General features: G+C 72.9%; 22 protein-coding genes. 7 read left to right on the top strand and 15 right to left on the bottom strand.

Annotated features, from left to right (window positions below; all coding sequences use genetic code 11):
* Window positions 1-82: 82 nt before the first annotated feature.
* The 3 genes from dapF to miaA form a co-directional block, all read right to left on the bottom strand.
* Complete coding sequence (dapF, locus tag OEIGOIKO_RS10975; protein ID WP_125053889.1) at window positions 83-1,024, bottom strand: diaminopimelate epimerase; 942 nt, start codon at window positions 1,022-1,024, stop codon at window positions 83-85.
* A 96-nt stretch (window positions 1,025-1,120) separates the two neighbouring features.
* Entirely contained in the window at window positions 1,121-1,690 is a 570-nt protein-coding gene (locus OEIGOIKO_RS10980) for a hypothetical protein (protein ID WP_031008147.1), read from the bottom strand.
* Between the two features lie 107 nt (window positions 1,691-1,797).
* Complete coding sequence (gene miaA, locus OEIGOIKO_RS10985) at window positions 1,798-2,736, bottom strand: tRNA (adenosine(37)-N6)-dimethylallyltransferase MiaA (RefSeq protein WP_125053890.1); 939 nt, start codon at window positions 2,734-2,736, stop codon at window positions 1,798-1,800.
* 182 nt (window positions 2,737-2,918) lie between these two features.
* On the opposite strand from miaA, the gene OEIGOIKO_RS10990 reads away from it, so the two are divergent.
* Window positions 2,919-3,209 (top strand): gliding motility protein, encoded by a 291-nt coding sequence (locus OEIGOIKO_RS10990; RefSeq protein ID WP_125053891.1) that lies wholly within the window; start codon window positions 2,919-2,921, stop codon window positions 3,207-3,209.
* Between the two features lie 37 nt (window positions 3,210-3,246).
* A complete protein-coding gene (locus tag OEIGOIKO_RS10995) occupies window positions 3,247-3,513 on the top strand; it encodes an antitoxin (RefSeq protein ID WP_125044631.1) in 267 nt (88 codons plus the stop codon).
* 362 nt (window positions 3,514-3,875) lie between these two features.
* On the opposite strand, the gene OEIGOIKO_RS11000 is transcribed toward OEIGOIKO_RS10995, so the two are convergent.
* The 3 genes from OEIGOIKO_RS11000 to OEIGOIKO_RS11020 all read right to left on the bottom strand — a co-directional run bounded on the left by OEIGOIKO_RS11000 (window position 3,876) and on the right by OEIGOIKO_RS11020 (window position 8,206).
* Window positions 3,876-4,586 (bottom strand): class III extradiol dioxygenase subunit B-like domain-containing protein, encoded by a 711-nt coding sequence (locus OEIGOIKO_RS11000; RefSeq protein ID WP_125053892.1) that lies wholly within the window; start codon window positions 4,584-4,586, stop codon window positions 3,876-3,878.
* A 102-nt stretch (window positions 4,587-4,688) separates the two neighbouring features.
* Window positions 4,689-6,176, bottom strand: coding sequence for a tRNA (N6-isopentenyl adenosine(37)-C2)-methylthiotransferase MiaB (gene miaB / locus OEIGOIKO_RS11005; RefSeq protein ID WP_125058630.1), 1,488 nt, complete (start codon window positions 6,174-6,176; stop codon window positions 4,689-4,691).
* Between the two features lie 1,367 nt (window positions 6,177-7,543).
* On the bottom strand, window positions 7,544-8,206 hold the full coding sequence (locus OEIGOIKO_RS11020; RefSeq protein WP_246177304.1) for a restriction endonuclease: 663 nt from the start codon (window positions 8,204-8,206) through the stop codon (window positions 7,544-7,546).
* A 417-nt stretch (window positions 8,207-8,623) separates the two neighbouring features.
* Between OEIGOIKO_RS11020 and OEIGOIKO_RS11025 the strand changes: the two genes are divergently transcribed.
* Window positions 8,624-9,301 carry a hypothetical protein gene (locus OEIGOIKO_RS11025; protein ID WP_246177305.1) on the top strand — a complete coding sequence of 226 codons (678 nt, stop codon included), beginning with the start codon at window positions 8,624-8,626 and terminating at the stop codon, window positions 9,299-9,301.
* Here the strand turns inward: OEIGOIKO_RS11025 and OEIGOIKO_RS43915 are convergent.
* Window positions 9,271-9,807 carry a maleylpyruvate isomerase N-terminal domain-containing protein gene (locus OEIGOIKO_RS43915; RefSeq protein ID WP_125053894.1) on the bottom strand — a complete coding sequence of 179 codons (537 nt, stop codon included), beginning with the start codon at window positions 9,805-9,807 and terminating at the stop codon, window positions 9,271-9,273. The genes OEIGOIKO_RS11025 and OEIGOIKO_RS43915 overlap by 31 nt on opposite strands.
* Before the next feature lie 785 nt (window positions 9,808-10,592).
* Between OEIGOIKO_RS43915 and OEIGOIKO_RS11035 the strand changes: the two genes are divergently transcribed.
* On the top strand, window positions 10,593-12,005 hold the full coding sequence (locus tag OEIGOIKO_RS11035; RefSeq protein WP_125053895.1) for an erythromycin esterase family protein: 1,413 nt from the start codon (window positions 10,593-10,595) through the stop codon (window positions 12,003-12,005).
* Window positions 12,006-12,849: 844 nt separating this feature from the next.
* The gene (locus tag OEIGOIKO_RS11045) at window positions 12,850-14,409 is read left to right on the top strand and encodes an FAD-dependent monooxygenase (RefSeq protein WP_246177306.1); all 1,560 of its coding nucleotides are present in this window, start codon (window positions 12,850-12,852) and stop codon (window positions 14,407-14,409) included.
* A gap of 623 nt (window positions 14,410-15,032) precedes the next feature.
* Here the strand turns inward: OEIGOIKO_RS11045 and OEIGOIKO_RS11060 are convergent.
* The 3 genes from OEIGOIKO_RS11060 to OEIGOIKO_RS11070 form a co-directional block, all read right to left on the bottom strand.
* Complete coding sequence (locus OEIGOIKO_RS11060; protein ID WP_125053896.1) at window positions 15,033-15,470, bottom strand: DUF2267 domain-containing protein; 438 nt, start codon at window positions 15,468-15,470, stop codon at window positions 15,033-15,035.
* Between the two features lie 56 nt (window positions 15,471-15,526).
* Window positions 15,527-15,922 (bottom strand): DUF2267 domain-containing protein, encoded by a 396-nt coding sequence (locus OEIGOIKO_RS11065; protein WP_125053897.1) that lies wholly within the window; start codon window positions 15,920-15,922, stop codon window positions 15,527-15,529.
* A 101-nt stretch (window positions 15,923-16,023) separates the two neighbouring features.
* Window positions 16,024-16,455, bottom strand: coding sequence for an Hsp20/alpha crystallin family protein (locus OEIGOIKO_RS11070; protein WP_125053898.1), 432 nt, complete (start codon window positions 16,453-16,455; stop codon window positions 16,024-16,026).
* A 127-nt stretch (window positions 16,456-16,582) separates the two neighbouring features.
* Here OEIGOIKO_RS11070 and OEIGOIKO_RS11075 point away from each other — a divergent pair, with 127 nt between their 5' ends.
* The gene (locus tag OEIGOIKO_RS11075; RefSeq protein WP_125053899.1) at window positions 16,583-17,221 is read left to right on the top strand and encodes a type III effector protein; all 639 of its coding nucleotides are present in this window, start codon (window positions 16,583-16,585) and stop codon (window positions 17,219-17,221) included.
* A 178-nt stretch (window positions 17,222-17,399) separates the two neighbouring features.
* On the opposite strand, the gene OEIGOIKO_RS11080 is transcribed toward OEIGOIKO_RS11075, so the two are convergent.
* On the bottom strand, window positions 17,400-17,708 hold the full coding sequence (locus OEIGOIKO_RS11080) for a hypothetical protein (RefSeq protein WP_125053900.1): 309 nt from the start codon (window positions 17,706-17,708) through the stop codon (window positions 17,400-17,402).
* Window positions 17,709-17,877: 169 nt separating this feature from the next.
* On the opposite strand from OEIGOIKO_RS11080, the gene OEIGOIKO_RS11085 reads away from it, so the two are divergent.
* Complete coding sequence (locus OEIGOIKO_RS11085) at window positions 17,878-18,873, top strand: TAXI family TRAP transporter solute-binding subunit (RefSeq protein ID WP_125053901.1); 996 nt, start codon at window positions 17,878-17,880, stop codon at window positions 18,871-18,873.
* Between the two features lie 67 nt (window positions 18,874-18,940).
* Here OEIGOIKO_RS11085 and OEIGOIKO_RS11090 read toward each other — a convergent pair whose 3' ends face one another.
* From OEIGOIKO_RS11090 to OEIGOIKO_RS11105, 4 genes are all read right to left on the bottom strand, one after another.
* Complete coding sequence (locus tag OEIGOIKO_RS11090) at window positions 18,941-20,416, bottom strand: DEAD/DEAH box helicase (RefSeq protein ID WP_125053902.1); 1,476 nt, start codon at window positions 20,414-20,416, stop codon at window positions 18,941-18,943.
* Between the two features lie 189 nt (window positions 20,417-20,605).
* On the bottom strand, window positions 20,606-20,809 hold the full coding sequence (locus OEIGOIKO_RS11095; RefSeq protein ID WP_031008163.1) for a cold-shock protein: 204 nt from the start codon (window positions 20,807-20,809) through the stop codon (window positions 20,606-20,608).
* Between the two features lie 235 nt (window positions 20,810-21,044).
* Window positions 21,045-22,451 (bottom strand): sensor histidine kinase, encoded by a 1,407-nt coding sequence (locus OEIGOIKO_RS11100; RefSeq protein WP_125053903.1) that lies wholly within the window; start codon window positions 22,449-22,451, stop codon window positions 21,045-21,047.
* An 18-nt stretch (window positions 22,452-22,469) separates the two neighbouring features.
* A complete protein-coding gene (locus OEIGOIKO_RS11105) occupies window positions 22,470-23,210 on the bottom strand; it encodes a response regulator transcription factor (RefSeq protein WP_125053904.1) in 741 nt (246 codons plus the stop codon).
* Window positions 23,211-23,387: the final 177 nt, after the last annotated feature.

Consider the following 23,387-nt stretch of genomic DNA (forward strand, 5'->3'; position numbering starts at 1 on the left):
GCCCAGCGTGAACCGGATCACCCATTCGAGGTATGCGCCCGGACCGCGCCCCCGGACGGGGTGACGACCCGGGCGCCATGTCTCAGCCCAGGGCCGTGACCAGCCAGGCGGGGTCCAGCGTGCCCTGGCCGACGATGACCGCGGGGCCGGTCATCTCGACCGTGCCGTCCGGCAGCTCGGTGATCGTCAGGCTGCCGCCCAGTACGTCGACCGTGTACGTGACGGGGCTGCCGGTGGCCGCGGGGTCGGTGCCGTCCCGGCGGGCGGTGGCGACGGCGACGGCACAGGCGCCCGTGCCGCAGGAGCGGGTCTCGCTGGCGCCGCGCTCGTGGACCCGCATCGCCACGTGGCGCGGGCCGCGGTCGGCGACGAACTCGATGTTCACGCCGTCCGGGTAGACGGCGGCTGGGCTGAACGGCGGGACCTCGCGCAGGTCACCGGCGTGGTCGAGGTCCTCGACGAAGGCGACGGCGTGCGGGTTGCCCATGTTCACGTTGCGGGCGGGCCAGCTGCGGTCGCCCACGGTGACCGTCACGCCGTCCGGGAGCAGCTCGGCGCGGCCCATGGAGACCGTGACCTCGCCGGTCGCGGTCAGGCGGGCCGTACGGACCCCGGCGCGGGTGGCGATGGCCAGCTCGCCCTCGCCGGCCAGGCCGGCGTGCTGGAGGTAGCGGACGAAGACGCGGACGCCGTTGCCGCACATCTCGGCGACGGAGCCGTCGCCGTTGCGGTAGTCCATGAACCACTCGGCCTCGCCGGCCATGGCGCGGGCCGCGGGGTCGGCGGCGGAGCGCACCACGCGCAGCAGGCCGTCGCCGCCGATGCCGGCCCGGCGGTCGCAGATCCGGGCGACGGCGTCGGCGGACAGCTCCAGGACGCCGTCCGGGTCGGGGACGATCACGAAGTCGTTCTCCGTGCCGTGCCCCTTGAGGAAGGCGATGCCCCGGCCGGTGCCGCCCGCGGCGGTCGTGGCGGCGCTCACTGCGGCCTCCGTGGCCTCTGCGGTCCCCTGTGCGTTGGTCATGCCTGCATCGTACGGCGCGGCAGTGACAGACCGGGTTCCGCCCCGGCCGGCGCACGTCCCGGCCCGGGCAGTGGCCGCCCCGGGCGTGTCCAGCGGTCAGTGCAGCCGGGCGACGCGCCACACGGCGAGCAGGGCCAGGACGGCCACGACCGCGGCGTACGCCAGGACGACGCGCCAGTCCGGGCGGCGGCCGGAGCCGCGGGCGGGCAGGCCGGGCCAGGTGTGGCCGACCCGGCGGGCGGCCATCATGCCCCAGCCCGCGGCGCAGCCGAAGAGCAGCAGACCGAGCATGGAGATCACCGCGCCGCCGTCGCCGCCGAACTCGAAGGCCAGCGGGAAGGCGAACATCAGCGAGCCGAGGATGGCCAGGCCCACGATCGGCGCGAGCTGCCAGATGCGCAGCCGGCGCGGCGGGCGCAGCTCCCGGAAGGACTCACCGCCCCCGGCCGCCTCCCCGGGGCCGTCCCCGGTGTCCAGGGGCGCCGGGCGAACCGGTTCTCCCAGGGCGTCCGGACCGTCGGGACCGACCGCGGCGGCATGGTCCAGGGCAGGCCCGTCCGGGCCGGCGGCCCCGGGTCCGTCCTGGGTCAGCGACTCGGTCGCGTCCCGCTGTCCGTCTCTCGGCCCGTCCGGTTGCTGCGGTCTGTTGCGAGGGCCGGCCTCCATCGCCACGCGCCCTCCCCACTCCGACTGCACGCCTCGATCGAAGGTCGATGATGACACGCTCCCGGGGGCCCGGATGACGGGCGGAGCGTCCCGATGCCATGACGTGATCAGGCTGTGACCGGTCGTTCGACCAACGCCAGCGCCCGCCCCGGGAGTTCCGCGCGGTCCGCGGCGGCGCCGCTGAGCCAGTGGACCCGGGGGTCCCGGCGGAACCAGGAGTCCTGGCGGCGCGCGAAGCGCTTGGTGGCACGGACCGTCTCGGCCCGCGCCTGCTCCTCCGTGCACTCCCCCGCGAGCTGGGCGAGGACCTGCTGGTAGCCGAGGGCGCGGGAGGCGGTACGGCCCTCGCGCAGCCCTTCGTCCGCCAGCCGTCGCACCTCGTCGACCAGCCCTTCCTCCCACATCCGGTCCACCCTGCGGGCGATGCGGTCGTCGAGTTCGGGGCGGGCCACGTCGACGCCGATCTGCACGGTGTCGTAGACCGCCTCGTGCCCGGGGAGGTTCGCGGTGAAGGGGCGGCCGGTGATCTCGATGACCTCCAGGGCGCGCACGATGCGGCGCCCGTTGCTCGCCAGGATGGCGCGGGCGGCCTCCGGGTCGGCGGCGGCGAGCCGGGTGTGCAGGGCGCCGCTGCCCTGCTCGGCGAGCTCGGCCTCCAGCCGGGCCCGCACCTCCGGGTCCGTGCCGGGGAAGTCCAGGGCGTCGATGGCGCCGCGTACGTACAGTCCGGAGCCGCCGACGAGGACGGGGGTGCGGCCCTCGGCGAGCAGGCGGTCGATCTCGGCGCGGGCCAGCCGCTGGTACTCGGCGACGTTCGCGGCCCGGGTCACGTCCCAGATGTCCAGGAGGTGGTGCGGGACGCCGTGGCGCTCGGGCACCGTCAGCTTGGCGGTGCCGATGTCCATTCCCCGGTAGAGCTGCATGGAGTCGGCGTTGACGACTTCGCCACCGAGATGGCGGGCGAGCGCGACGCCCAGATCGGACTTTCCGGCCGCGGTGGGACCGACGACGGCGATGACCCGGGGTACGGGAACTGCGGTGTTCACCGGCCCAGTCTCGCAAACCCGCGGGCCGCATCTCGAACGAGCGACGTGACGACTCGTCTCCGTGTTCGTTGCCTGTTGCGAGGTTCCGGCCGCCGGTTTACGGACCGGGGCCCGCGGGCGGCGCAATGGGACGCTCCGGGCGCCCCGGGATTTCGCCCACACGAGTAAGGTATGGAGTAGTTATGGGCGTGTTTTCACGGTTTCGTCGCAAGGCAGCAGAGGCATCGACGGAGGAAGCCGCCGCCGCCACGCTGACGGCGGAGTCGGCGGACGCGGAGGGCGGGGAGACCGCCGCGGGGCAGTCCGCGGAGGCCGCTCCGGCGGCGGAGCGGGGCGAGGCGGCAGCGGCGGACGGGCAGCCGTCCGCCGAGGAGCCCGGCGAGGCGGCCGCCGCCGAGGGGGTCGAGATCCCCAAGCAGCAGTCGGCCGGGGAGGCCGCGGACAGCGAAGCCGGGGAAGGCGCCCGCAAGTAGGACGCACGCCGCACGAAGCAGCACGAAGGAAGGTGCCATGGGTCTGCTGGACAACCTCAAGGCCAAGCTCGGTCCTCTGAAGAGCAAGGCCGGTGACCTCGCGCAACAGCACGGGGACAAGATCGAGCAGGGGCTCGACAAGGCCGCGCGGGCGGTCGACGAGAGGACCCAGGGCAAGTACAGCAGCCAGATCGGGACCGGTGCGGGCAAGGCGAAGGAAGCCCTCGGCCGGCTGTCCGAGGAGTCCCGCCGCTCCGGGGACCAGGGCGCCGGCGGCTCCGGCCCGCAGGGACCGGCTTCCTGATCCTTCCCGCCGGGCCGGCGGCGGACGGCCCGGACGACGGCACCACGGCCGCGGAGCGACCCGCTCCGCGGCCGTCGCGCGTGGTTTTGGAGGGGCCGTGCGCGTGGTTCCGGAGGGACCACGCGCGAGGTTCCGGAGGGACCACGCGCGAGGTTCCGGAGGGACCACGCGCGAGGTTCCGGAGGGACCACGCGCGAGGTTCCGGAGGGACCACGCGCGAGGTTCCGGGGGGACTGTGGCGGACGCTGCTTCCGTGTACGACTCGGAACCCGGCGCCCGCCGCTCCCGTACACCTCAGGACGCTCCTACGCGCCTCAGGACGCCCCCATCGCCCCCATCCGCCTCAGACCGCTCGCTGCGCCTCAGGACCACGCCGCCACGAAGTACCCCACCCCGTACGGCGCCTCCTCGCACAGCAGCTCACCGTGCAGGCCGGCGTCCTGTGCGGCGCCGGCCAGGACCTGCCAGGAGGACCGGCCCGAGGCCTTCAGCTCCTCCGCCAGCTCCGCGTCCAGCCCGGCCAGCGCCTCGGTGTCGGCGGCCCCCAGAGCGCGTCCCACGGCGGCGTCGAAGTCCTCGGCGCGCTCGTCGTAGTAGCCCGGCGCCTTCACCGTGCGGCACGCGCTGCCGTCACCCATGACCAGCAGGGCGACCCGCTCGGCCGATGCCGCGATGTCCCGCCCGGCCTGCACGCAGCGGTCGGTGGCCAGCGGTTCGCCGACGCCCAGCCCTTCCACCGGCGCGTCGGCCCAGTCCGTACGGGCCAGCAGCCAGGCGCCCACCGACAGCGACGGCGGAAGCGGTCGTTCCGGGGCGGTCACGGCGGCGCCCAGGCGCACTTCGAGGTCCACGCCGAAGCCGCGGAACGAGCCCACCGCGCCCTGCTCGTACGCCCCGTGGCCGGCCTCCTCGGCGGGGCCGACGACGACCAGCCGGTCCGGCCGGGCCGCCGCGAGCAGTCCGATCGCGTCGAGGGCGGCGGCCCGCAGGCCGTCCAGCTCGGGTGCGGCTCCGGAGGCGACCTCCGGGACGAGCACCGGCGGACACGGGCAGACGGCGGCGGCGACAAGCATGGCTGGAACCCTAGCAAGGCCGCGGCGCCGGGCCCGCGGTCCCGGGCGCGGGTCCGCGGCGCTTCCGGCGCCGGTCGTACAGGGCGATGCCCCCTCAGGCCGTCAGTCGCACCCGCAGCCCGCGGCCGGGGCCGGGGTGGGCGCCGGCGCGCCGATCGTCGGCAGGCCGAGCATGACACCGGCCGGGGCGGCGGGAGCGGCGTTGCGCTTCTCCCAGGCGTCGCCCGCGCGCGTACGGCGGACGGCCTGGGCCGGGCCCTCGGCGAGCAGGTGGTGCGGCGCGGCGTAGGTGATCTCGACGGTCACCATGTCGCCGGGGCGGACCGGCTCCTCGGGGCGGGTGAAGTGCACCAGGCGGTTGTCGGGCGCGCGGCCGGACAGGCGGCGCGTGGCGTCGTCCTTGCGCCCCTCGCCCTCGGCGACCATGACCTCCAGGACGCGGCCGACCTGCTTCTTGTTCTCCTCCCAGGAGATCTCCTCCTGGAGGGCCACCAGCCGCTCGTAGCGCGCCTGCACGACCTCCTTGGGGATCTGTCCCTCCATCTCGGCGGCCGGGGTGCCCGGGCGCTTGGAGTACTGGAAGGTGAAGGCCTGCGCGAAGCGGGACTCGCGGACCGTGTGCAGGGTCTGCTCGAAGTCCTCCTCGGTCTCGCCCGGGAAGCCGACGATGATGTCCGTGGAGATGGCGGCGTCCGGCATCGCGGCGCGCACCTTCTCGATGATGCCGAGGAAGCGCTCCTGGCGGTACGAGCGGCGCATCGCCTTGAGGACCGTGTCCGAGCCGGACTGCAGCGGCATGTGCAGCTGCGGCATCACGTTCGGGGTCTCGGCCATGGCGGCGATGACGTCATCGGTGAAGTCGCGGGGGTGCGGCGAGGTGAACCGGACCCGCTCCAGGCCCTCGATCTTCCCGCAGGCACGCAGCAGCTTGCTGAACGCCTCGCGGTCGCCGATGTCGGAGCCGTACGCGTTGACGTTCTGGCCGAGCAGGGTGATCTCGGAGACCCCCTCGCCGACCAGGGCCTCGATCTCGGCGAGGATGTCGCCGGGGCGGCGGTCCTTCTCCTTGCCGCGCAGGGCCGGGACGATGCAGAAGGTGCAGGTGTTGTTGCAGCCCACGGAGATCGAGACCCAGGCCGCGTACGCGCTCTCGCGGCGGGTGGGCAGCGTGGAGGGGAACGCCTCCAGCGACTCGGCGATCTCGACCTGGGCCTCCTCCTGGACGCGGGCCCGCTCCAGGAGCACCGGCAGCTTGCCGATGTTGTGCGTCCCGAAGACCACGTCGACCCAGGGGGCCTTCTTGACGATGGTGTCACGGTCCTTCTGGGCCAGGCAGCCGCCGACGGCGATCTGCATCCCGGGCCGCGCGGCCTTCTTGGGCGCGAGCTGGCCGAGGTTGCCGTAGAGCCGGTTGTCGGCGTTCTCCCGCACCGCACAGGTGTTGAAGACGACGACGTCGGCCCCGTCGGCGCCCTGCGGCGCGGGAACGTATCCGGCGTCCTCCAGCAGGCCCGACAGCCGCTCGGAGTCGTGGACGTTCATCTGGCAACCGTAGGTAACTACTTTGTAGTCGCGTGGGCGTTCCGTCATGGAGAAGATCAATCCTGGTCGGTCGGTCGGCGCGTTCGCTACCGCCACGCTCGGTGAACGGCTGGTACGTCAGTCTACGTCCCGGAGTCACCTGCGACCGATCCGTCTCCCGGGCCTGCGGGACGGCCCCGTGGAGAAGGTCACCGCCGGCCCGCTCACGGCGAAGCCGGATCTCAGGCGCCCCGTGAAAGCAAGCTTACAAATGCGGTCGACGCCGGGGCTGCCGCCCACTGGAGCGCCAGGCCCGCATCACGGGCGGTGGCCGCCGCGACTTCGGCAGTGCGGGGCGGGGCGGAGAAGGCCCCCGAGGGCGTGCGGAGCCGGGTTCGGCCCGGCTCCTGAGGCCGAGAGCGCCTTGTCACTACCGCCAAGGCGGGGCGGCGAGGCGGCGGACTGGCCGTCGCACGGCGGTGCTGCGACAGGTGAAAACCAGATGCCGCATACGGGGGATGCGGCATCGGGCGTGGACACACCGTTACGGGCACGCACCCGGTCGGGCCTGTCGCACTTCCCCAAATGGGGTGGGCCACTTCCCGAAATGGGTGGGCCACTTCCCGAAATGGGTGGGCCACGTCGGCCGACCTGGAGCAGCGCCCTCGCTGACCGGCTCAGGTTCCGGCTCCGGGTCCGGGTTCGGGTTCGGACCCGGAGCCGGATCCGAACCCGGAGCCGGAACCTGAGCCGGAGCCGGAGCCGGACCGAGTCACGATCGAGCTTCCGGGATCAGCCGCCGGGAGGACGGATCCAGCAGTCCGGTGCGCGTCACGCGTGAGCAACGGGCGAACGAACGGGAGGGGCGGGCGACGCCGACGTCAAACCCGAGGAGGCCTCACCGCCCACCGCTCAGGAGCGTACGCGCGTCCTCATCCAGCCCTACAACAGGGTCTAGGACCTGTCCGGCCAGCCAGGCAGTTGCTGGCGCTGACACCTCACCCACCCACAGGAGATGTCCCGACGCACCGCAGACACAGACGCCGCCCAGACCTCATGCGCCAGCCCGGCCCCTGCCCCTCCGTCTCCACCACCACGCTTGGATCACCGACGACCAGGAAGCCAACCGCCGCTTCTACGAGGACGCGATCGGCCTGCCTCTGATGGCCACGTGGACCGAGCGCGAGGCGATGGCCGGCGTCGAGCGCGCCTACAGTCACACTCTCTACGGCCTGGCCGACGGCAGCGCGCTCGCCTACTCCCAGTTCGCCGACCCCAAGGACCAGGAGGAATTCAGGACCAGCATCAACTCAACTCACCTGCGTCACTTAGCCTCCAAGGTCAAGGCAGGTGCCCAAGAAGCCAACCGCGGCGGCGCGTACGTCACGCCGACCAGCAGGACCTTTCCACCGGCCCCGGCTGACGGTTGCCGCCTCTCACGGTGCGGGCGGACGCCTGGTGCCGCCGCCGCTGCCGTTCAGCGGGATCAGCGTCTCCAGGTGGGCGCCCTTGACCCAGGAGCCCAACAGGTCGCGGTGCAGGGCCACGATGTCCTGGCGCACCGCCAGGCCGAGGGCGTCCTTGGTGAAGGTGCGGCAGGTGGTGACGAACAGGGCGACGTCCGCGCCGTGCTCAAGGCGGGCGGTGCCGACGAACTTCTGCATGTCCTGCGAGGACACGCTGCGGTGCGGCGCGTACTTCTTGCACTGGACCACGAGTTTGCGGCCGTCGGGGAGACAGCCGATGACATCGGCGCCCAGGTCGCCGCTCTTGCCGCTGACAACGACCTTCGTGCAGCCGTCCCGTCGGCACAGACCGGCGATGTACCTCTCGAAGTCCTGCCAGGAGAGCGCGTCGACCTCCGCCATCGACAACTCCCGCGCCTTGGCTTCCTCCTGCTCCCGCCACTGCCGGTCCTCGCCGACCGCGCGCCGGTGCGCGCGCAGGAGAAACCAGCTGGCCCCGCCCACAACGGAGACAGCGAGCACCGTCACCAGGACGGGCCACACTGCCGCCCAGTTCCCGGCCGTCCACGCCGCGGCGACGACCGCCACCGCAGTCCCTGCGCCCTGCAACTGCCTGCGCGTGCGCTTCCTCATTCGCCGGCGCCGTCGTCGTGCCGCCATCGCTCCCCCACTCACCACGCCCGTGATCCGCAGTGTGAGAGCCCTGCCCGGCCCCGGCAAGAGGGCCTGGGCCCCGGAGCCGGTCATCTGGGAGCCCAAGGCTCGCGCCAGGCTGAGCGCTCACCCGTGCCGGCGCGCCGCGCCCGGTTGCATCCAGCCAAGTTCAGGAAGCCGCCATACCGACACCTGCCATCGAGCCGGACTACACAGTGCAGTCATCCGGCTACCGCACCGAATGGGGGGCTCGCTTGCCGCGTAAGGACGACATCGTGACGCCCGACGCCTCGGGCACCCCGTACGCCCCAGCTGTGACGCCCGCCGCCCTGCCGATCACGCCGTCCGCGCTCTGCTCCTTCCGGGCAGCGCGCGCGGCTACCGTACTCTGCCCGCGTGGACGGTACGGATGAATGCACGGGTGAGTTGAGGAGTCTTCCCGACTGGCGGGTGCTCGTCGTCGGGGGCGCGTCGGGGATGGGGAAGACCGGTGTCGGACGGGCATTGGCACGACGGTACGACGTCCCCGTCGTGGAGGTCGACGACATCGTGGAGGCCCTCCTTGCGGTGACACTGCCCGAGCATCTGCCGGAGGTCCACTTCTGGCGCACTCACCCGCAGGCCACCCGCCAGGCGCCCGAGTCGGTGGTCGAGCGGCAGATCGCGATCGCCGAGGCGCTGGCGCCGGCGATCGAGGCGGTGGTGGCCAACCATGTGGGCACCGACACCCCGGTGATCCTGGAAGGGGACTACGTCCTGCCCAGACCGGCGACGCCCAAAGGTCCGGTCCGGTCCGTCTTCCTCCACGAGGACGACGAGGGGCAGGTGACGGCCAACTACCTGCGCCGGGAGCCGGAGGCCGGACCACAGCGCCATCGCGCACGCGTCAGCGTGCTGTACGGCCGGTGGCTCGCCGCACAGGCGCGGGCGGCCGACATCCCGGTCGTCGCTCCGCGTCCGTGGGAGGACCTGGCCAGCCGTGTCGCCGAGACGGTGGAGGGGGCCTCTACCGAAATCGTGGCGTCAACCCGAATCACCGCTGCTCAGAGCCTCCCGAAGAGCCCGGCGGCTTGATCGGTCTGAAGGTGACGGGCATGAGGCGGACGTAGAGCTGGAACCGGCCTTCCAACGGGCGGGACACCAACGGCCCTGTATCGCCTGCTCCCGACGGCGCAACCCCCGGCGCTACCTGCCGAGTTCCCGTCCGCTTCGGGAGACGCGCGACTACCTTCTCGACAGGCCTCCGAGACCGAGCCGTGCCGCGATCGGCAGGTGGTCGCTGGGCGTCCTACGGGCTGGACGAAGGCGCGCGGTGGGCCGAGCCTGCCGTCTCGCGCACTGGGCGATGAACTTGGCCGGCCGGAATCTTGCGGCCCGTTCCCGTGCCAGGTCGGCTTCCATCCGGTCCCGTTGGTCGCACGCCCGGATCGCGCTTTGTTCGTGCCGAGGAGTGTGGTGCGTGAGGACAGCGTCATGAGTTCGGTCATGAGTTCGGTCACGTCGCGCACGGTCCAACCGGGGCAGAGGGAGGCTGCCTGCCACGCAAGGTCATCGAAATCGGCGAAGAAGTCGGCGAGCATGGGGCGGGGAGGCGGCCGGGACGGTCCGGGGTGGGCAGCACCGTCCCACGATGAGGGACATTTCGCGGCCCTGCCGGCCGGTACCGCGGAACGTCGCCTCCGCAGCCCGGGGTTGACGAGCCGCAGCGAAGCGGGCGAGGGACAGGTCACAGCCAGACACCGCCCCACCCGTGCCCACCCCGCACCACTGCGGGCGCACGCTCCAGGGAGCAGTCACCACGGCCGATACGACGATCACTGTCGGCCCCAGCGGGAAACCTGGTCATGGCAAATGAGCCCACCCGCGGAGTCACCTTCGAGGTGTGGTCCAGCTGGGACTACGCACTGTTCGCCAACGACGCCGACAACCCCGGCGCTCCCGGGCCGCGTCGGCCGCCTTCTTCACTGTGGCGACAGCGTCCGTGCCGTTCGGGTTGTGCCGGTACCGACGACGCCCCTGCCCGGTCTCGTACGCCCTCCGCGCCTCGGCTCCGGCCTGCGCGGGCTGCCTGCGCGGACGGCTCGCCGAACGCGTCCGGCCGCCGGCCGGGGTGCTGTAGGCCGGACCGCACCGTCGGCCGGGCGAGTTCCGCACCGGTACGAGCCGGAGCAGCCTCGCTGGCGCCGGGGCACCAGGGCACCGGGGCACCGGCCCCCGTCCGGGCCGACCGTCCGTAAAGCCGGGTCCGGGTCCGGGCCCGGGTCCCAGTCCCCCGCCCACCATCGACGGGTGTAGCTGTCCCCCCGCCCGATAGGGGGGCGAAGTGGCTGGTCCGGGGCGCCACCGCGCGGCGAGAGTTGAGCCCATGAACACGCACAAGGTCCTGCTCGCGGCCCTGCTCGTCCCGCTCGGCGTCACCCTGGCCGTCGCCCCGGCCGCCTCCGCCGCCACCCCGCCCGCCCCGCCCGCCGCATCGGCCTCTGCCGGTGCCGCCGCGCCCGCCGGCCCGGAGGTAGCCGCGGCCGCCGCGTTCCGCTCCCCCGAGGCGGCCCTCGGCCGGGTGGCCCACCCGCTGCGCACCACCGAGCCCCGCGGCGGCCTGGCCGATCTCCGCCCGTTCGGCCGGATGGTCGGCGGCGCCAGGGTGGTGGGCCTGGGCGAGGCCACCCACAGCTCGCACGAGTTCTTCACCGTCAAGCACCGGATCTTGCGGTACCTGGTCGAGGAGAAGGGCTTCCGGGCCCTCGCCCTCGAAGCCCCGTGGAGCACCGGACTGCGGCTCGACGCCTACCTCACGCGCGGCGAGGGCGACCTGAAGCAGATCATGGACGAGGAGTTCCGGGGCGACTACCGGTGGTGGAACAACGCCGAGTACCGCGATCTGCTCCAGTGGATACGCGCGTACAACGTCAAGCACCCGAAGGACCCGGTCCGCTTCGTCGGCGACGACGGCGGGTTCGCCGGCGCCGAGCTGTACGACAAGGTGAGCGCCTACGCGGCCGCGGCCCGCCCCGAACTCGCCGCGCGCCTCACCGAGCTGTACCGGGGCCTGCGGCCCGCCACCGACGCCGGGACGTACGTCAACGACTACCTGTCGAAGCCGATGGCCGAACGCAAGGAGCTCGCCGAGCGGACCGGCCGGGCGGTGGACCTGCTCAAGCAGCGGCCCGGCACGGGCGCCGACGCCGACGCGCACGCCTGGGCCGTCCAGCACGCCACCGCGATCCACCAGATGACCACGCTGTACGCCTTCGACTGGGACGACCCGAAGGACATCCCCGACGCCATGCTCCACCGCGACCGCATCATGGCGGAGAACGTCGCCTGGTGGCAGCAGCGGACCGGCAACAAGATCGTGGTCGCCGCCCACAACAGCCACCTCGCCCTCAAGACCTACGACCCCGGCCACTACCCGAAGGTTCAGGGCGAGTTCCTCCGCCAGCGGTTGGGCAGCGGCTACCTGAGTGTCGGCCTCACCTTCGACCGGGGCTCTTTCAACGCCCTCGGCCACGACGGCGGCGCCCGCCGCTTCACCGTCGGCCCGGCCGCGGCCGGCACCGCCGAGCACACCCTCGACCGGGTACGGCACCGCGACTTCATGGTGGACCTGCGCAACACCCCGGCGGCAGCCCGCGCCTGGCTCGGCGCGCCGCACACCCTCAAGAACATCGGCGCCACCTACCCCGGGATCGCGGACGCCCCGCAGATCCGGCTCGCGGACTCGCACGACGTCCTGATCCACCTCCACCGGGTGGCGGCGGCCCGCATGCTCAAGTAGCACCGGACCCGCGCGGCGCGGCGGCGGCGCAGCAGGTCAGCCGGACGGTCCGACGTCCTGCCCCTCCTCCCGCTGCTTCCCCGCCCTCGCCGTGTCGTCCTTCCGGCGGACCGCCTCGCGGCCTCGGAGGACGAGGGCACATCCGCCGCTGCGGCCGCTGTCCCGGCCGCAGCGGCGACATCGCGGTCACCGGTCACGGGCAGATGCAGGACCTGGGCGCGGAACCGGGCAGCCTCGGTGGTCTGCCTCGTCGTCCGGCCTGCGCCCGTAGGCAGCACTGCTGCCAAGGTCTTGGGGAGTGGCGAAGGCGTACTCGCGGAGGACGCGGCGGCTGGGGACGATCAGGAAGTGACCAGTCCAAGACCAGTCCTTATGCGGTGGAGGTCGCCCGGGCAGTGCTGGGCGGCCGGCGGAATTCCTGAGCAATTCGACGTGGCTCGTGCCGACTTTGTGGTGAGCGAGACGACTGAACGCCTCACCAGTGGCGTGGAAGCACACTGCCTTCCGCGGTCCCGGTACGGACTGGGACCTACGAATACCACCACTTCCTCTGACCCACTTTCGGCGAGCAGGGCTCGTCGCTCCTGATGCTCACGGCGAAGTCCCGGCACAAGAAACCGGAGCACGCCCGCCGCTGCTTCAAGCCGTCCCAGAGGCGATCGCCGGGCTCACGGGCGATCGCCGAGCTCACGAGCCTGCTCGCTCCCGGCGACAGCAGCCGATGAGCCTCGTTCCTTGACAGTTCTCAGCGTTGACTGCGCCGACCTCATCCTCCTCGCAGCACCTGCCCCTTGACACCGCGCCGCCTTTTTGGCTTTTTCGACCCTCGGTCATAGTCGGCGCCATGGACTATGACGTAGTGGTGGCCGGAGGCGGCCCGGTCGGACTGATGCTGGCCTGCGAGCTCCGGCTCGGCGGCGCGCGGGTGGCCGTCCTGGAGCGCCTTACCGAAGTGAACCCGACGATCAAGGGCGGGGCGATCACCACGCCCAGTGCCGAGGCGCTCTACCGCCGGGGCATGCTGCCCGCGCTGGCCGAGGTGCAGCAGCAGGCGATGGACCGCTTCCAGACATTCATGCGCGAACGGAACGGCGGGGACGGAGGCGTTGCCGCGGGCCAGGGGATGGGAATCGTCGGGCACTTCGCCGGCATCATGCTCCGTGCCGACCTGGTCGACCGTACGGAGCCGGGCCTCGGCGACGCCGGACCCGCCGCCGAGATCGCTTTCGTCGCGCAGCAGGACATCGAACGGCTGCTCGGCGGGCGGGCGGACGAACTCGGCGTCGACGTGCGCCGGGGAGTGGAGCTGACCGGTTTCGACGCGGACGACGAGGCTGTCACCGTGCGGACCAGCCACGGGGCCATACGCGCCGGCTGGCTCGTGGGCTGCGACGGCGGCCGCAGCACGGTCCGCAAGCTCGCGGGGTTCGCCTTTCCCGGTACGGACCCGGAGATCACCTGCCACCAGGCGGTCGTGGAGATGACCGGCACCGAGGACCTGAAGGTCGGCTGGACCGCCACGGACACCGGGGTGTACGCCTACGGGCCGATGCCGGGCCGCGTCGTCACCGTGGAGTTCGACGGCCCGCCGGCCGACCGGGACGCGCCGGTCACCGCCGAGGACCTCCAGGCGCGGCTGCGCCGCGTATCCGGCGTGGACGTCACGATCACCGGGGTGCGGACCGCGACCCGCTTCACCGACCACGCCCGCCAGGTCACCGAGTACCGCAAGGGCCGGGTGCTGCTGGCGGGCGACGCGGCGCACGTGCACTCCGCGTTCGGCAGCCAGGGGCTGAGCCTGGGCATCGGGGACGCGATGAACCTCGGCTGGAAGCTCGCCGCGGTGATCGGCGGGCGGGCGCCGGAAGGGCTGCTGGACACGTACACCGCCGAGCGGCACCCGGTCGGTGCGTGGGTCCTGGACTGGACCCGGTCCCAGGTCGCGGCCATGCGCCCGGACCCGCAGTCCCGGGCCCTGCGCGAGATCGTCAGCGACCTGGCGGGGACGGTGGCGGGCACCACGTACCTCACCGCGCGGCTCAACGGCGGCGGGGTGCGGTACGCGCTGCGGGGCGAGCACCCGCTGACCGGCCGCAGCACCCCGGACCTCGAACTCACCGGCGGAGGCCGCCTCGCGGACCACCTCCACAGCGGCCGGGCGCTCCTGCTCGACCTCACCGACGACCCGGAGCTCCGGGCCCTCGCCGCGGGGTATGCCGACCGCGTCGACATCCTGACGGCCGGCTGCCCGTCCCGCCCGGACCTGGCGGCGGTCCTCGTCCGTCCGGACGGCTTCACGGCTTGGGCGGCCGACGTGGGGGCGCCGGCATCGACGGCCGGGCTGACGGAAGCGCTGGAGGAGTGGTTCGGAGTGCCGGCGGGTGCGGCGGTGACGCCGGGCTGACCCGCCGTTCTGCCGACCGACTCGAACGACGAGCTGATCCCACCTACGGCCGCCGCACCCGCCCGGTGTGGCGGCCGGCCGCCTACCGCCCCCGCGGCCACGCCCTCCGCCCGACGTTTACGGCTCCCGGCGCGCGAACCCGCGTACGTCATGGGCGCAGCGACCGCAGTCAGTCGGCGATGTCGTACACCGCCAGACGCAGCGCGTGGATGTCGATGACCAGGTCCCGCCACGGTTCGTACGACGCGTCGGGGTGGGCCGTCTCGAACTACCGAGAAGTCGCGCAGAGCAGCGTCAACCAGAGCAGCGTCACCGCGCACCGGGTCCCCGTATGGAAGCGAACCGCCTTTTCCGTGGAACTCGGGGTGAGCAGCAAGGCACCCTGTGATGATCTTCCCCGGCGCCTCTTCGGTGGTGCATCTCCTGCCGGACTCGAACGGACTGCCCCTGGCCGTCGGGATCTCGGCGCCGCCGGAGCGCACCATGGTGCTGGACGGTTCGATGTCCCGATGGGTCAGGTCCGCCCGGTGCGCGGCGGCCAAGGCGTCCGTGACACACGCCGCCGTGCACCGGGCCTTCGGCAGGGGCAGGCGTCGGCCCCACCCCGACACGCACATCGCCGTCTACGCGGCCGGGGTGAGTTCGGCGCGGCCGAAGAGCAGGGCGTAACCGGTGGGGAGCTGGTGGAGGATGCGGGTGGTCAGGTCGGGGCCGGCGTAGGCGGCGACGGCGGAGAAGACGGAGCCGGTGTCCCAGCGGGTGGTGGCCAGGGAGGCGCCGGTGCGGGTGGCCAGGTCTTTGACGAAGGCCCAGCCGGTCAGCGGCTGACGGTCGGGGATCTGCACGGTCAGCACGCGTGCGGCTTCCAGGGGCAGGCAGCCTGCCAGGTCGACGCGTTCGTCGCCGGTGAGCTGACGCCCCAGTCCGGCAAGAACCAGACGGACGGCTTCGTCGGCTCTTTCACGGGTGGGGTAGGCGCCCTGGTAGCGGACCTTGTCCAGCATCTGCTCGTATGCCGTTCCGTGCAGCTGCTGGGGCGGTGCGTGCCGGTCGGAGAGCACTGGGGTGATCGCCTTTCTCGCTGTGGCCGGTGTTCGGGCACCGGCGTGCGGGTTGGTCAGGTGAGCTGGGGACGGCCGAAGAGCAGGTCGAAGCCGGCCGGGAGCTGGAGCAGGATCTGGCCCAGCAGGTTCTCGCCGACGGCGTCGGCGACGGTGGACAGCACGGCGCTGACGTCCCAGGCCGCGGTCTGCTCGGTGGCGCCGTCGATCCACGCGGCGGTCGCGCGGACGAACCGCTCCGGAGACAGCGGTTCGGCGCTCTGCAGCGGGTTGAGCAGGATCAGGGCGAACGTCTCAGGCAGGCGCGCCGCCAGCTGGGCGCGGACATCGCCGACCAGGTGTGCGCCGAGGAGGGCGAGCACTACACGGGCCGCGCGCTCGGCTTCCTCCGGAGTGCCGTACTCGCCGCGTTCCTCGACCTGGCCGAGGAACGCTTCGCATCGCAGAGTCATCTCAGCCCTCACCCCAGTTTCTTCGGACTGCTGACGGGGGGTGCGGAGAGCGGGGTGAGGGGGAGATCAGGCGCCCGCCCTCCGCACCCGTCCGGCCGGTGTCAGCCGGAGACCTCCTTGCGGCCGGATCCGGTGCCGATGGAGATCTTGCGGGCCTTGGCGCGCTCGGCGATCGGAATGCGCAGGGTGAGCACGCCCGCGTCGTAGTCGGCCTGGATGTGCTCGGTGTCGAGGGTGTCGGCGAGCACGATCTGGCGGGAGAAGACGCCCAGCGGCCGTTCGGACAGCTCCGTCCGTACGTCGTCGGCCTGCGCCGTCGGCCGCCGCTCAGCCTTGACGGTCAGCGTGTTGCGCTCGATGTCGATGTCGATCGCGTCCGCGGTGACGCCCGGAAGGTCGAAGGCCATCACGAACTGGTCGTCCTGACGGTAGGCGTCCATCGGTATCGCCGACGGCCGGGTCCAGGTGCCCGGGCCTGTCAGCTGCTGTGCCAGCCGGTCCAGCTCACGGAAGGAAGCAGTGCGCATCAACATCGTGAAACACCTCCAGCGGATTCAGGCCGTTACTGCCAATGCGCCTCACGCACACCGTTGTAACATGTCGTCCAATGGATGACAAACATGATGTCGTCTTCACGATGACAGCCCGAGGGAGGTGCCCGTGACCGCAGCCGACCAGCCGTCCGCCACCAGCACGAACGCCCACAGCCCGGCGTCGTTCCTCGCCGCCGCGGCGGCCCTCAGCGCCATAGACGACGCCCTGCGCGACGCCCAGCAAGAGTCCCCGGACACTCCCGAAGCCCCCGGTCCGGAACCGGAGCAGGCACTGGCCTCCCTGATGTTGCTGCGGCAGGTGCGCGAGCAGCTGGCCGGATGGGAGACCGGCCTGATCGAAACAGCCCGAGACGCGGGAGCCAGCTGGGCGGACCTCGCCCATCCCCTCGGTGTCGCCAGCCGCCAGGCGGCCGAGCGCCGCTATCTGCGCGGCCGTCCCGGCCCGGCCGGGACCACCGGCGAGCAACGCGTGTCAGCCACCCGCCAGGCCCGGGCCGCCGAACGCACAACCGCCGCCCGGGCCCGCGCCAACGCCGCCGACCTGCGCCGCCTCGCCGGCCAGATCACCGCCCTCACCGACCTCCCCCCGGCCGCCCGCCACCCGCTCGGCGAGCTCCACGCGGCCCTCGCCCAGGACGACCCCCGCTGCCTCATCGCCCCCCTGGCCGCTGCCCGCCCCCACCTGGCCGCCGCTCACCCCGACCTCGCCGCCCGTATCGACACCCTCACGCCCCCTGAGTCCTAGCCGGGCCCGGCCCGGCGGCCTGCGGGTGCGAATCGGCGGCCTGAGCAGCCGATGCCGTTGGTTCCGCATGCATCCGGTGGGATGCGGAAACGTCGTTTCCGACACCAGCGCGCTGCCTCGCCCGCGTGCGGAGGGTGCCGGGTGTGCGGGTCGTCGAGTCCGGTCAGTTTGCACCTGGTCAAGCGCCCGGAATGAGACCGCCGCACACGGCGCGATCGTAGAGCCGCCGGGCCCACTCGTTGGCACCGGGACCGGGATCGTCGGTCAGGACAGGGTTCGGGCCGGTCTCGATGCGGTGCAGCAGCGTCCAGGCAGCGCCGTAGCAGTCGTCCGGGCCGAAGCAGGCGACGAGGGCCCGCGCCTCTTCGCCCGTGACGGGCTCGGGAATGGCCTTGAGTTGCCTGACCCGCCTGTCGATCTCTTCCTCGCTCGCGTCCCAGTCAGGCAGCGGGCCATCGGCGACAAACACCCGTACTTCGGCTCTCATCAGCACATGATCAGCTGCCATCGCCGTCCGGGACAAACCTCTCGCTGGGGAGAACTTGTGGTTTCGGACCGGCCCTGCGGGCCGTCCCGGCACCGTCGTGGACAGATCCGGCGGCCTGACCCTCACCCGCCCCTCCCTTTCCCGGTACCGGGCTGGCAGGATCCCGCCCATGGTCTCCGTACTCCCCCGTTCCGGCCGCCGCCGGGCGCTCCTCGCGGTTGCCGCGGTGCTGGCCGTACTCGGCCTGCTGCTGTGGTGGCTGCTGCCCTCCGGGCCGCCCGAGCCCGGCGGGCGGTTCACGCTGTCCACCGGCGTGCGCTCCGGGGTGTACGCGCGCTACGGGGAGCTCCTGAAGCAGGATCTGCGCCGGGACCTGCCGAGGGTGGACGTACGGCTGATGAACAGCGCGGGGTCGCTGGACAATCTGGAGCACCTGGCGACCGGCAAGGCACAGTTCGCGATCGCTACCGCGGACGCGGTGGCCGAGCAGCAGCGTCTCCATCCGCGGCAGGCGGCCGGACTGCGGGCCTGCGCGCGGCTGTACGACGACTACCTGCAACTGATCGTCCCCGCGGACTCGCCGGTCGGCTCGGCCAAGGACCTCGGGAAGCTGCGCGTCGGGGTGGGGGCGGACGGCTCCGGCGTCCAGCTGACCACCCGGCGGCTGGTCGCGGCGGCCGGGCTGGACTTCGACCGCGACATCGAGGCGGTGCGGGTCGGCATCGACCGGATGCCGAAGCTGCTGGAGGAGGGGAAGCTGGACGCCTTCTTCTGGTCGGGCGGGCTGCCGACCTCGGCCGTGCAGCAGGTGGCCCGGCGGATGCCGATACGGCTCGTCCAGCTCGGGGACCTGATTCCGGCGCTGCACCGGCAGGGCGGGCGGAGCCGGCACTACCGGGCGGCCGTGATGCCGGCCGACGCCTATCCGCTGGTCCAGAAGGGGCAGGCGGTCAGGACGATCGCGGTCGCGAATCTCCTGGTGACCACCGACCGGCAGGACCCGGTACGGACGGAGGCGATCACCCGGACCGTCATACGCAGCCGGGACCGGATCGGTACCGAGGTGCACGCCGCGCAGAAGGTGGATCTGCGGACCGCGGTGTTCACCGATCCGCTGCCGCTGCACGAGGGCGCGCGGCGTTATTACGTGTCGGAGAAGCCGTAGCGGGCGGCCCCAGGGTGCCCGAAAGGGCCGGGGCGTGCGCGGGCTTCCGTGCACGCCCCGGCGCGCGTCACGCCTTGGGCGCCCGCGGGGTGCGCGGTGCCTTGGGGGCGCGGGAGGGACGCCGGGACGGACGGCCGCCGCCCGCCGCTCCGGTGCCGCCGCCCGCCGAGCCGCCGCCGGAACCGCCGCGGCGCGGACGCCGCCGCCCGCCGCCGCCCGTGGACTTCGGCCGCTCCTGCTGCACGGGGACGGCGATCACGACCGGCTGGCCGGACGGCGCCTGCGCACCCGTGATCCGTATGAGTTCGCTGTCGCCGGGCCGGACCCGGGCCGTACCGGGGGTGATCTTCGCCCGGGACATCAGCCGGGTCATGTCCCGGCGCTGGCCGGGCGTGACCAGGGTGACGACGGTGCCCGACTCGCCGGCCCGCGCGGTACGGCCGCCGCGGTGCAGGTAGTCCTTGGCCTCGGTCGGCGGGTCGACGTTGACCACGAGGTCGAGGCCGTCGATGTGGATGCCGCGGGCGGCGACGTTGGTCGCGATCAGCGCGGTGGCCTGGCCGGTGCGGAACTGCTCCAGAGTGCGGGTGCGCTGCGGCTGGGACTTGCCGCCGTGCAGCGCCGCGGCCCGTACGCCCTGCGACAGCAGGTGCTTGGTGAGCCGGTCGGCGCCGCGCTTGGTGTCCACGAACATGATCACGCGGCCGTCGCGGGCGGCGATCTCGGTCGTGGTGGCCCGCTTGTCGGTGTCGTCCACGTACAGGACGTGGTGCTCCATGGTGGTGACCGTCGCGGCCGACGGGTCCACGGAGTGGGTGACCGGGTCGGTCAGGAAGCGGCGCACGAGCTTGTCGACGTTGCGGTCCAGCGTCGCGGAGAACAGCATCCGCTGGCCGTCCGGGTCCACCTTCTCCATCAGGCGGGTGACCTGCGGCAGGAAGCCCATGTCGGTCATCTGGTCGGCCTCGTCGAGGACGGTGATGGCGACCTGGTCGAGCTTGCAGGCGCGGCGGTCCAGCAGGTCGGCGAGCCGGCCCGGGGTGGCGACCAGGATCTCGGCGCCCTTGCGCAGCGCGTCGACCTGGCGGTTGATCGAGGTGCCGCCGACGACCGTGGTCGTGCGCAGGCCGACCGCGGTGGCGTACGGGGCGAGCGCCTGAGTGACCTGGGTGGCCAGCTCACGGGTGGGCACGAGCACCATCGCGAGGGGGCTCTTGCTCTCGGCACGGCGTCCCGCCGTACGGCTGAGCATCGCCAGCCCGAAGGCCAGGGTCTTGCCGGAGCCGGTCCGGCCGCGGCCGAGGACGTCCCGGCCCGCGAGGGTGGCGGGCAGCGTCGCGGCCTGGATGGGGAACGGCTCGGTGACGCCCTGCGCGCGCAGCGCGGTGAGAAGGGCCGGTGCCAGCGGCAGCTCGTCGAAGGAGACGGCGGGCGGCTGGGGGGCCGTCCGCGGGGACGGCTGGGATGCGGCGCTCTGTCGCGGTGCGGTCGCTCGGGTCACTGAAAGCCCTTCTGTGGCGGGGAGGCCGAGCGCGTACGGCACGGTGCCGTGCGGTCTCGGGCCGCATGGGTACGGGACGTACGCATACGGGTCGTGCGGCTGCGGTGCGCTCGCGCGACGACGTTCGGTGCGGACGGCGAGCCGTGCGGGGGGCGTACGGCGGTGGGCCGTACGGATACGGACGGGGCCCGCACCGGCCGGTGCGGGCCCCGTCCGCTGACGTGCGGTGCGTCAGGCGGGGATGATGTTCTCCGCCTGCGGGCCCTTCGGGCCCTGGGTCACGTCGAAGCTGACCTTCTGGCCCTCCAGGAGCTCACGGAAGCCCTGCGCCTGGATGTTCGAGTAGTGGGCGAAGACGTCGGGGCCGCCGCCGTCCTGCTCGATGAAGCCGAAGCCCTTTTCCGCGTTGAACCACTTCACGGTGCCGGTGGCCATGTTTTTCTCCTTCTAGGGGCAAACCGGAGACCGCACTGCACGGCCTCCCTGTCGCCGAGATGATCGCCCCACACCGGAGAAAGGTCCGGAAAACAAGGAACGCCCGGGGCTTCCAGCCTCCGGGCGCGCACAAAGTTCATGGGTACCACAACTGCAACACCGTCAACGGTAACACACCTTCACGGTCCTGGCAGGGCCGTCCGGGACCGGGCCGGGCCCACGCGGTCACGGACGGTCACGGTGCGTTGCGCGGCACCACCACGGTCACCCGCAGCCCGTGCGGCCGGTGCGGCGCGAAGGAGAGCGTGGCGCCGCCGCCGGCGAGCAGCGCACGGGTGATCGACAGGCCCAGCCCGGAGCCGGAGACGTTCTGGTGGCGGCCGCTGCGCCAGAAGCGGTCGCCGATCCGGGCCAGTTCGTCCTCGGTGAGGCCGGGGCCGTGATCGCAGACGGTGATCCGTACGGTCTCGCCGTCCGGCGCCACCCCGACGGTGACCCGTTCCCCGGCGGGGGTGAACTTCAGGGCGTTGTCGATCAGGGCGTCCAGGGCGCTGGACAGGGCGACCGGGTCCGCCCAGCCCGTCACGGCCCGCTGGCCCTCGTAGGACAGCAGCACCCCTTCGTCGTCGGCCAGCGGGCGCCAGGAGCCGACCCGCTCGGCGGCGAGCGCGGCGATGTCGGTGAGCTGGAGGTCGGCGGCGGCGTGCTCGGCCAGCGCCAGGCCCAGGAGGTCGTCCAGGACCCGGGCCAGGCGCTTGCCCTCCGTCCGGACGGAGGCGATCTCCTCGTTGCCGTCGGGAAGTTCCAGGGCGAGCAGTTCGATGCGCAGCAGCAGTGCGGAGAGCGGGTTGCGCAGTTGGTGCGAGGCGTCGGCGACAAAGGCTCGCTGCTGTTCCAGCACCTCCTCGACGTTGTCGGCCATCTCGTTGAACGAACGGGCCAGGCGGCGGAGTTCCGGCGGCCCGGAAGCGGCCGCGACCCGGGACTTCATCCGGCCGGTGGCGATGTCGTGGCTCGCGGCGTCCAGGACGCGCACCGGGCGCAGCACCCAGCCGGTGAGCCGGAAGGCGGCGCCCACCGCGACGAGCATGGCCGCGCACTCCCCCGCTCCGATCAGCAGCCACCCGTGCAGGACGCGGGAGCGCATCCGCCCGGTGGGCGAGTCGGTGACGACGACGGCGACCACGTCGCCGTCCCGGACGACGGGCGAGGCGACGGGGATCCGGCCGTCGTCGTCCCAGGGCCAGATCTGGTGGGGGTCGTGGCTGCGGCGGCCCGCCAGGGCCTCGCTGAAGGCCCGCGCGCCTTCCCCTTTCTCCGGTACGCGCCAGTCGGCGGGGGCCGCCGCCATGGGCGTACCGTCGCGGAAGAACACGCCGGCGCGGATGCCGTACAGCTCGTGGTAGCGCCTGAGTTCGGCGCTCAGCGTGGTCTGCCGCTCGTCCTCGTCGGGGGTCTTGCCGGCGCCCGGGCGGGCGGTGACGTACTGGGCGAGGGAGGCGAAGCGCGCCGCGTCGTCGATCCGGTCGACGACCACCCGCTGCTGTTCGACGCCCGCGGTGATGCCGGCGAGCGGGAAGCCGAGCGCGAGCAGCACCCCGGCCAGCAGGACGATCAGGAGCGGGAGGAGTCGGGTGCGCACGGTGCGGGCCGCCGGCCGTCAGGAGGCCGGGCCGGCCGGTGACACGGCGGCGGGCGGCGCCACGAGCCGGTAGCCGACCCCGCGCACGGTCTCGATCAGCGCGGGCATCCGCAGCTTGGCGCGCAGCGACGCGATGTGCACTTCCAGGGTCCGGCCGGTCCCCTCCCAGCTGGTGCGCCACACCTCGCTGATGATCTGTTCGCGGCGGAAGACGACGCCCGGCCGCTGCGCGAGCAGGGCGAGCAGGTCGAACTCCTTGCGGGTCAGGGGTACGGCGGTGCCGCCCACGGACACCTGCCGGGTGGACAGTTCGATGGTGACGGCGCCGAGCCGCAGGTCGCCGGGCGGGGCGCCCTCCTGGGCGGGCGGCTCCCCGGAGGCGGCGGGTGTGGCGGCGCGGCGGCGGCTGACGGCATGGATACGGGCGAGCAGTTCGCCGGTGTCGTAGGGCTTGACCACGTAGTCGTCGGCGCCGAGGTTCAGGCCGTGGATACGGGAGCGGACGTCCGCCCGCGCGGTCACCATGATCACCGGGCTGCCGCACAGCCGCCGGATCCGGCCACAGACCTCGAAGCCGTCCTGGTCGGGCAGGCCGAGGTCGAGCAGGACCACGCCGAAGGGCTCCCGGTCGCCGGGCAGCAGGGCCTGCAGCGCCTCCTCGCCGTTGCGGGCGTGGGTGACGTCGAAGCCGTGCCGGGACAGCACGGCGGACAGGGCGGCCGCGACATGGTCGTCGTCCTCCACGAGCAGCAGCCGCACCGGCCCCCTCCTCACGTTGTGTGCCCGGCCGCGCATACCTGGACGCGCGGGTGCATAGGTGTACACCCGTACGCGGGCGCGTACGGATCGCGGGCCGTCCACGAAGCGGCCAAAAGGCATCTACGGCGATGGACGGCACGCACGTCAAGGGGGTATTCCCGGAGGGCCGGTTCCGTT

This window comes from Streptomyces paromomycinus (assembly GCF_003865155.1).
Classification (GTDB): domain Bacteria; phylum Actinomycetota; class Actinomycetes; order Streptomycetales; family Streptomycetaceae; genus Streptomyces; species Streptomyces chrestomyceticus.

Bases quoted from the DNA above. Each gene is read 5' to 3' on its own strand.
- dapF (WP_125053889.1), bottom strand. From the start codon at position 1,024: ATGACCAACGCACAGGGGACCGCAGAGGCCACGGAGGCCGCAGTGAGC.
- OEIGOIKO_RS10980 (WP_031008147.1), bottom strand. From the start codon at position 1,690: ATGGAGGCCGGCCCTCGCAACAGACCGCAGCAACCGGACGGGCCGAGA.
- OEIGOIKO_RS10990 (WP_125053891.1), top strand. From the start codon at position 2,919: ATGGGCGTGTTTTCACGGTTTCGTCGCAAGGCAGCAGAGGCATCGACG.
- OEIGOIKO_RS10995 (WP_125044631.1), top strand. From the start codon at position 3,247: ATGGGTCTGCTGGACAACCTCAAGGCCAAGCTCGGTCCTCTGAAGAGC.
- OEIGOIKO_RS11000 (WP_125053892.1), bottom strand. From the start codon at position 4,586: ATGCTTGTCGCCGCCGCCGTCTGCCCGTGTCCGCCGGTGCTCGTCCCG.
- miaB (WP_125058630.1), bottom strand. From the start codon at position 6,176: ATGACGGAACGCCCACGCGACTACAAAGTAGTTACCTACGGTTGCCAG.
- OEIGOIKO_RS11020 (WP_246177304.1), bottom strand. From the start codon at position 8,206: ATGAGGAAGCGCACGCGCAGGCAGTTGCAGGGCGCAGGGACTGCGGTG.
- OEIGOIKO_RS43915 (WP_125053894.1), bottom strand. From the start codon at position 9,807: ATGCTCGCCGACTTCTTCGCCGATTTCGATGACCTTGCGTGGCAGGCA.
- OEIGOIKO_RS11035 (WP_125053895.1), top strand. From the start codon at position 10,593: ATGAACACGCACAAGGTCCTGCTCGCGGCCCTGCTCGTCCCGCTCGGC.
- OEIGOIKO_RS11045 (WP_246177306.1), top strand. From the start codon at position 12,850: ATGGACTATGACGTAGTGGTGGCCGGAGGCGGCCCGGTCGGACTGATG.
- OEIGOIKO_RS11065 (WP_125053897.1), bottom strand. From the start codon at position 15,922: ATGACTCTGCGATGCGAAGCGTTCCTCGGCCAGGTCGAGGAACGCGGC.
- OEIGOIKO_RS11070 (WP_125053898.1), bottom strand. From the start codon at position 16,455: ATGTTGATGCGCACTGCTTCCTTCCGTGAGCTGGACCGGCTGGCACAG.
- OEIGOIKO_RS11080 (WP_125053900.1), bottom strand. From the start codon at position 17,708: ATGAGAGCCGAAGTACGGGTGTTTGTCGCCGATGGCCCGCTGCCTGAC.
- OEIGOIKO_RS11085 (WP_125053901.1), top strand. From the start codon at position 17,878: ATGGTCTCCGTACTCCCCCGTTCCGGCCGCCGCCGGGCGCTCCTCGCG.
- OEIGOIKO_RS11095 (WP_031008163.1), bottom strand. From the start codon at position 20,809: ATGGCCACCGGCACCGTGAAGTGGTTCAACGCGGAAAAGGGCTTCGGC.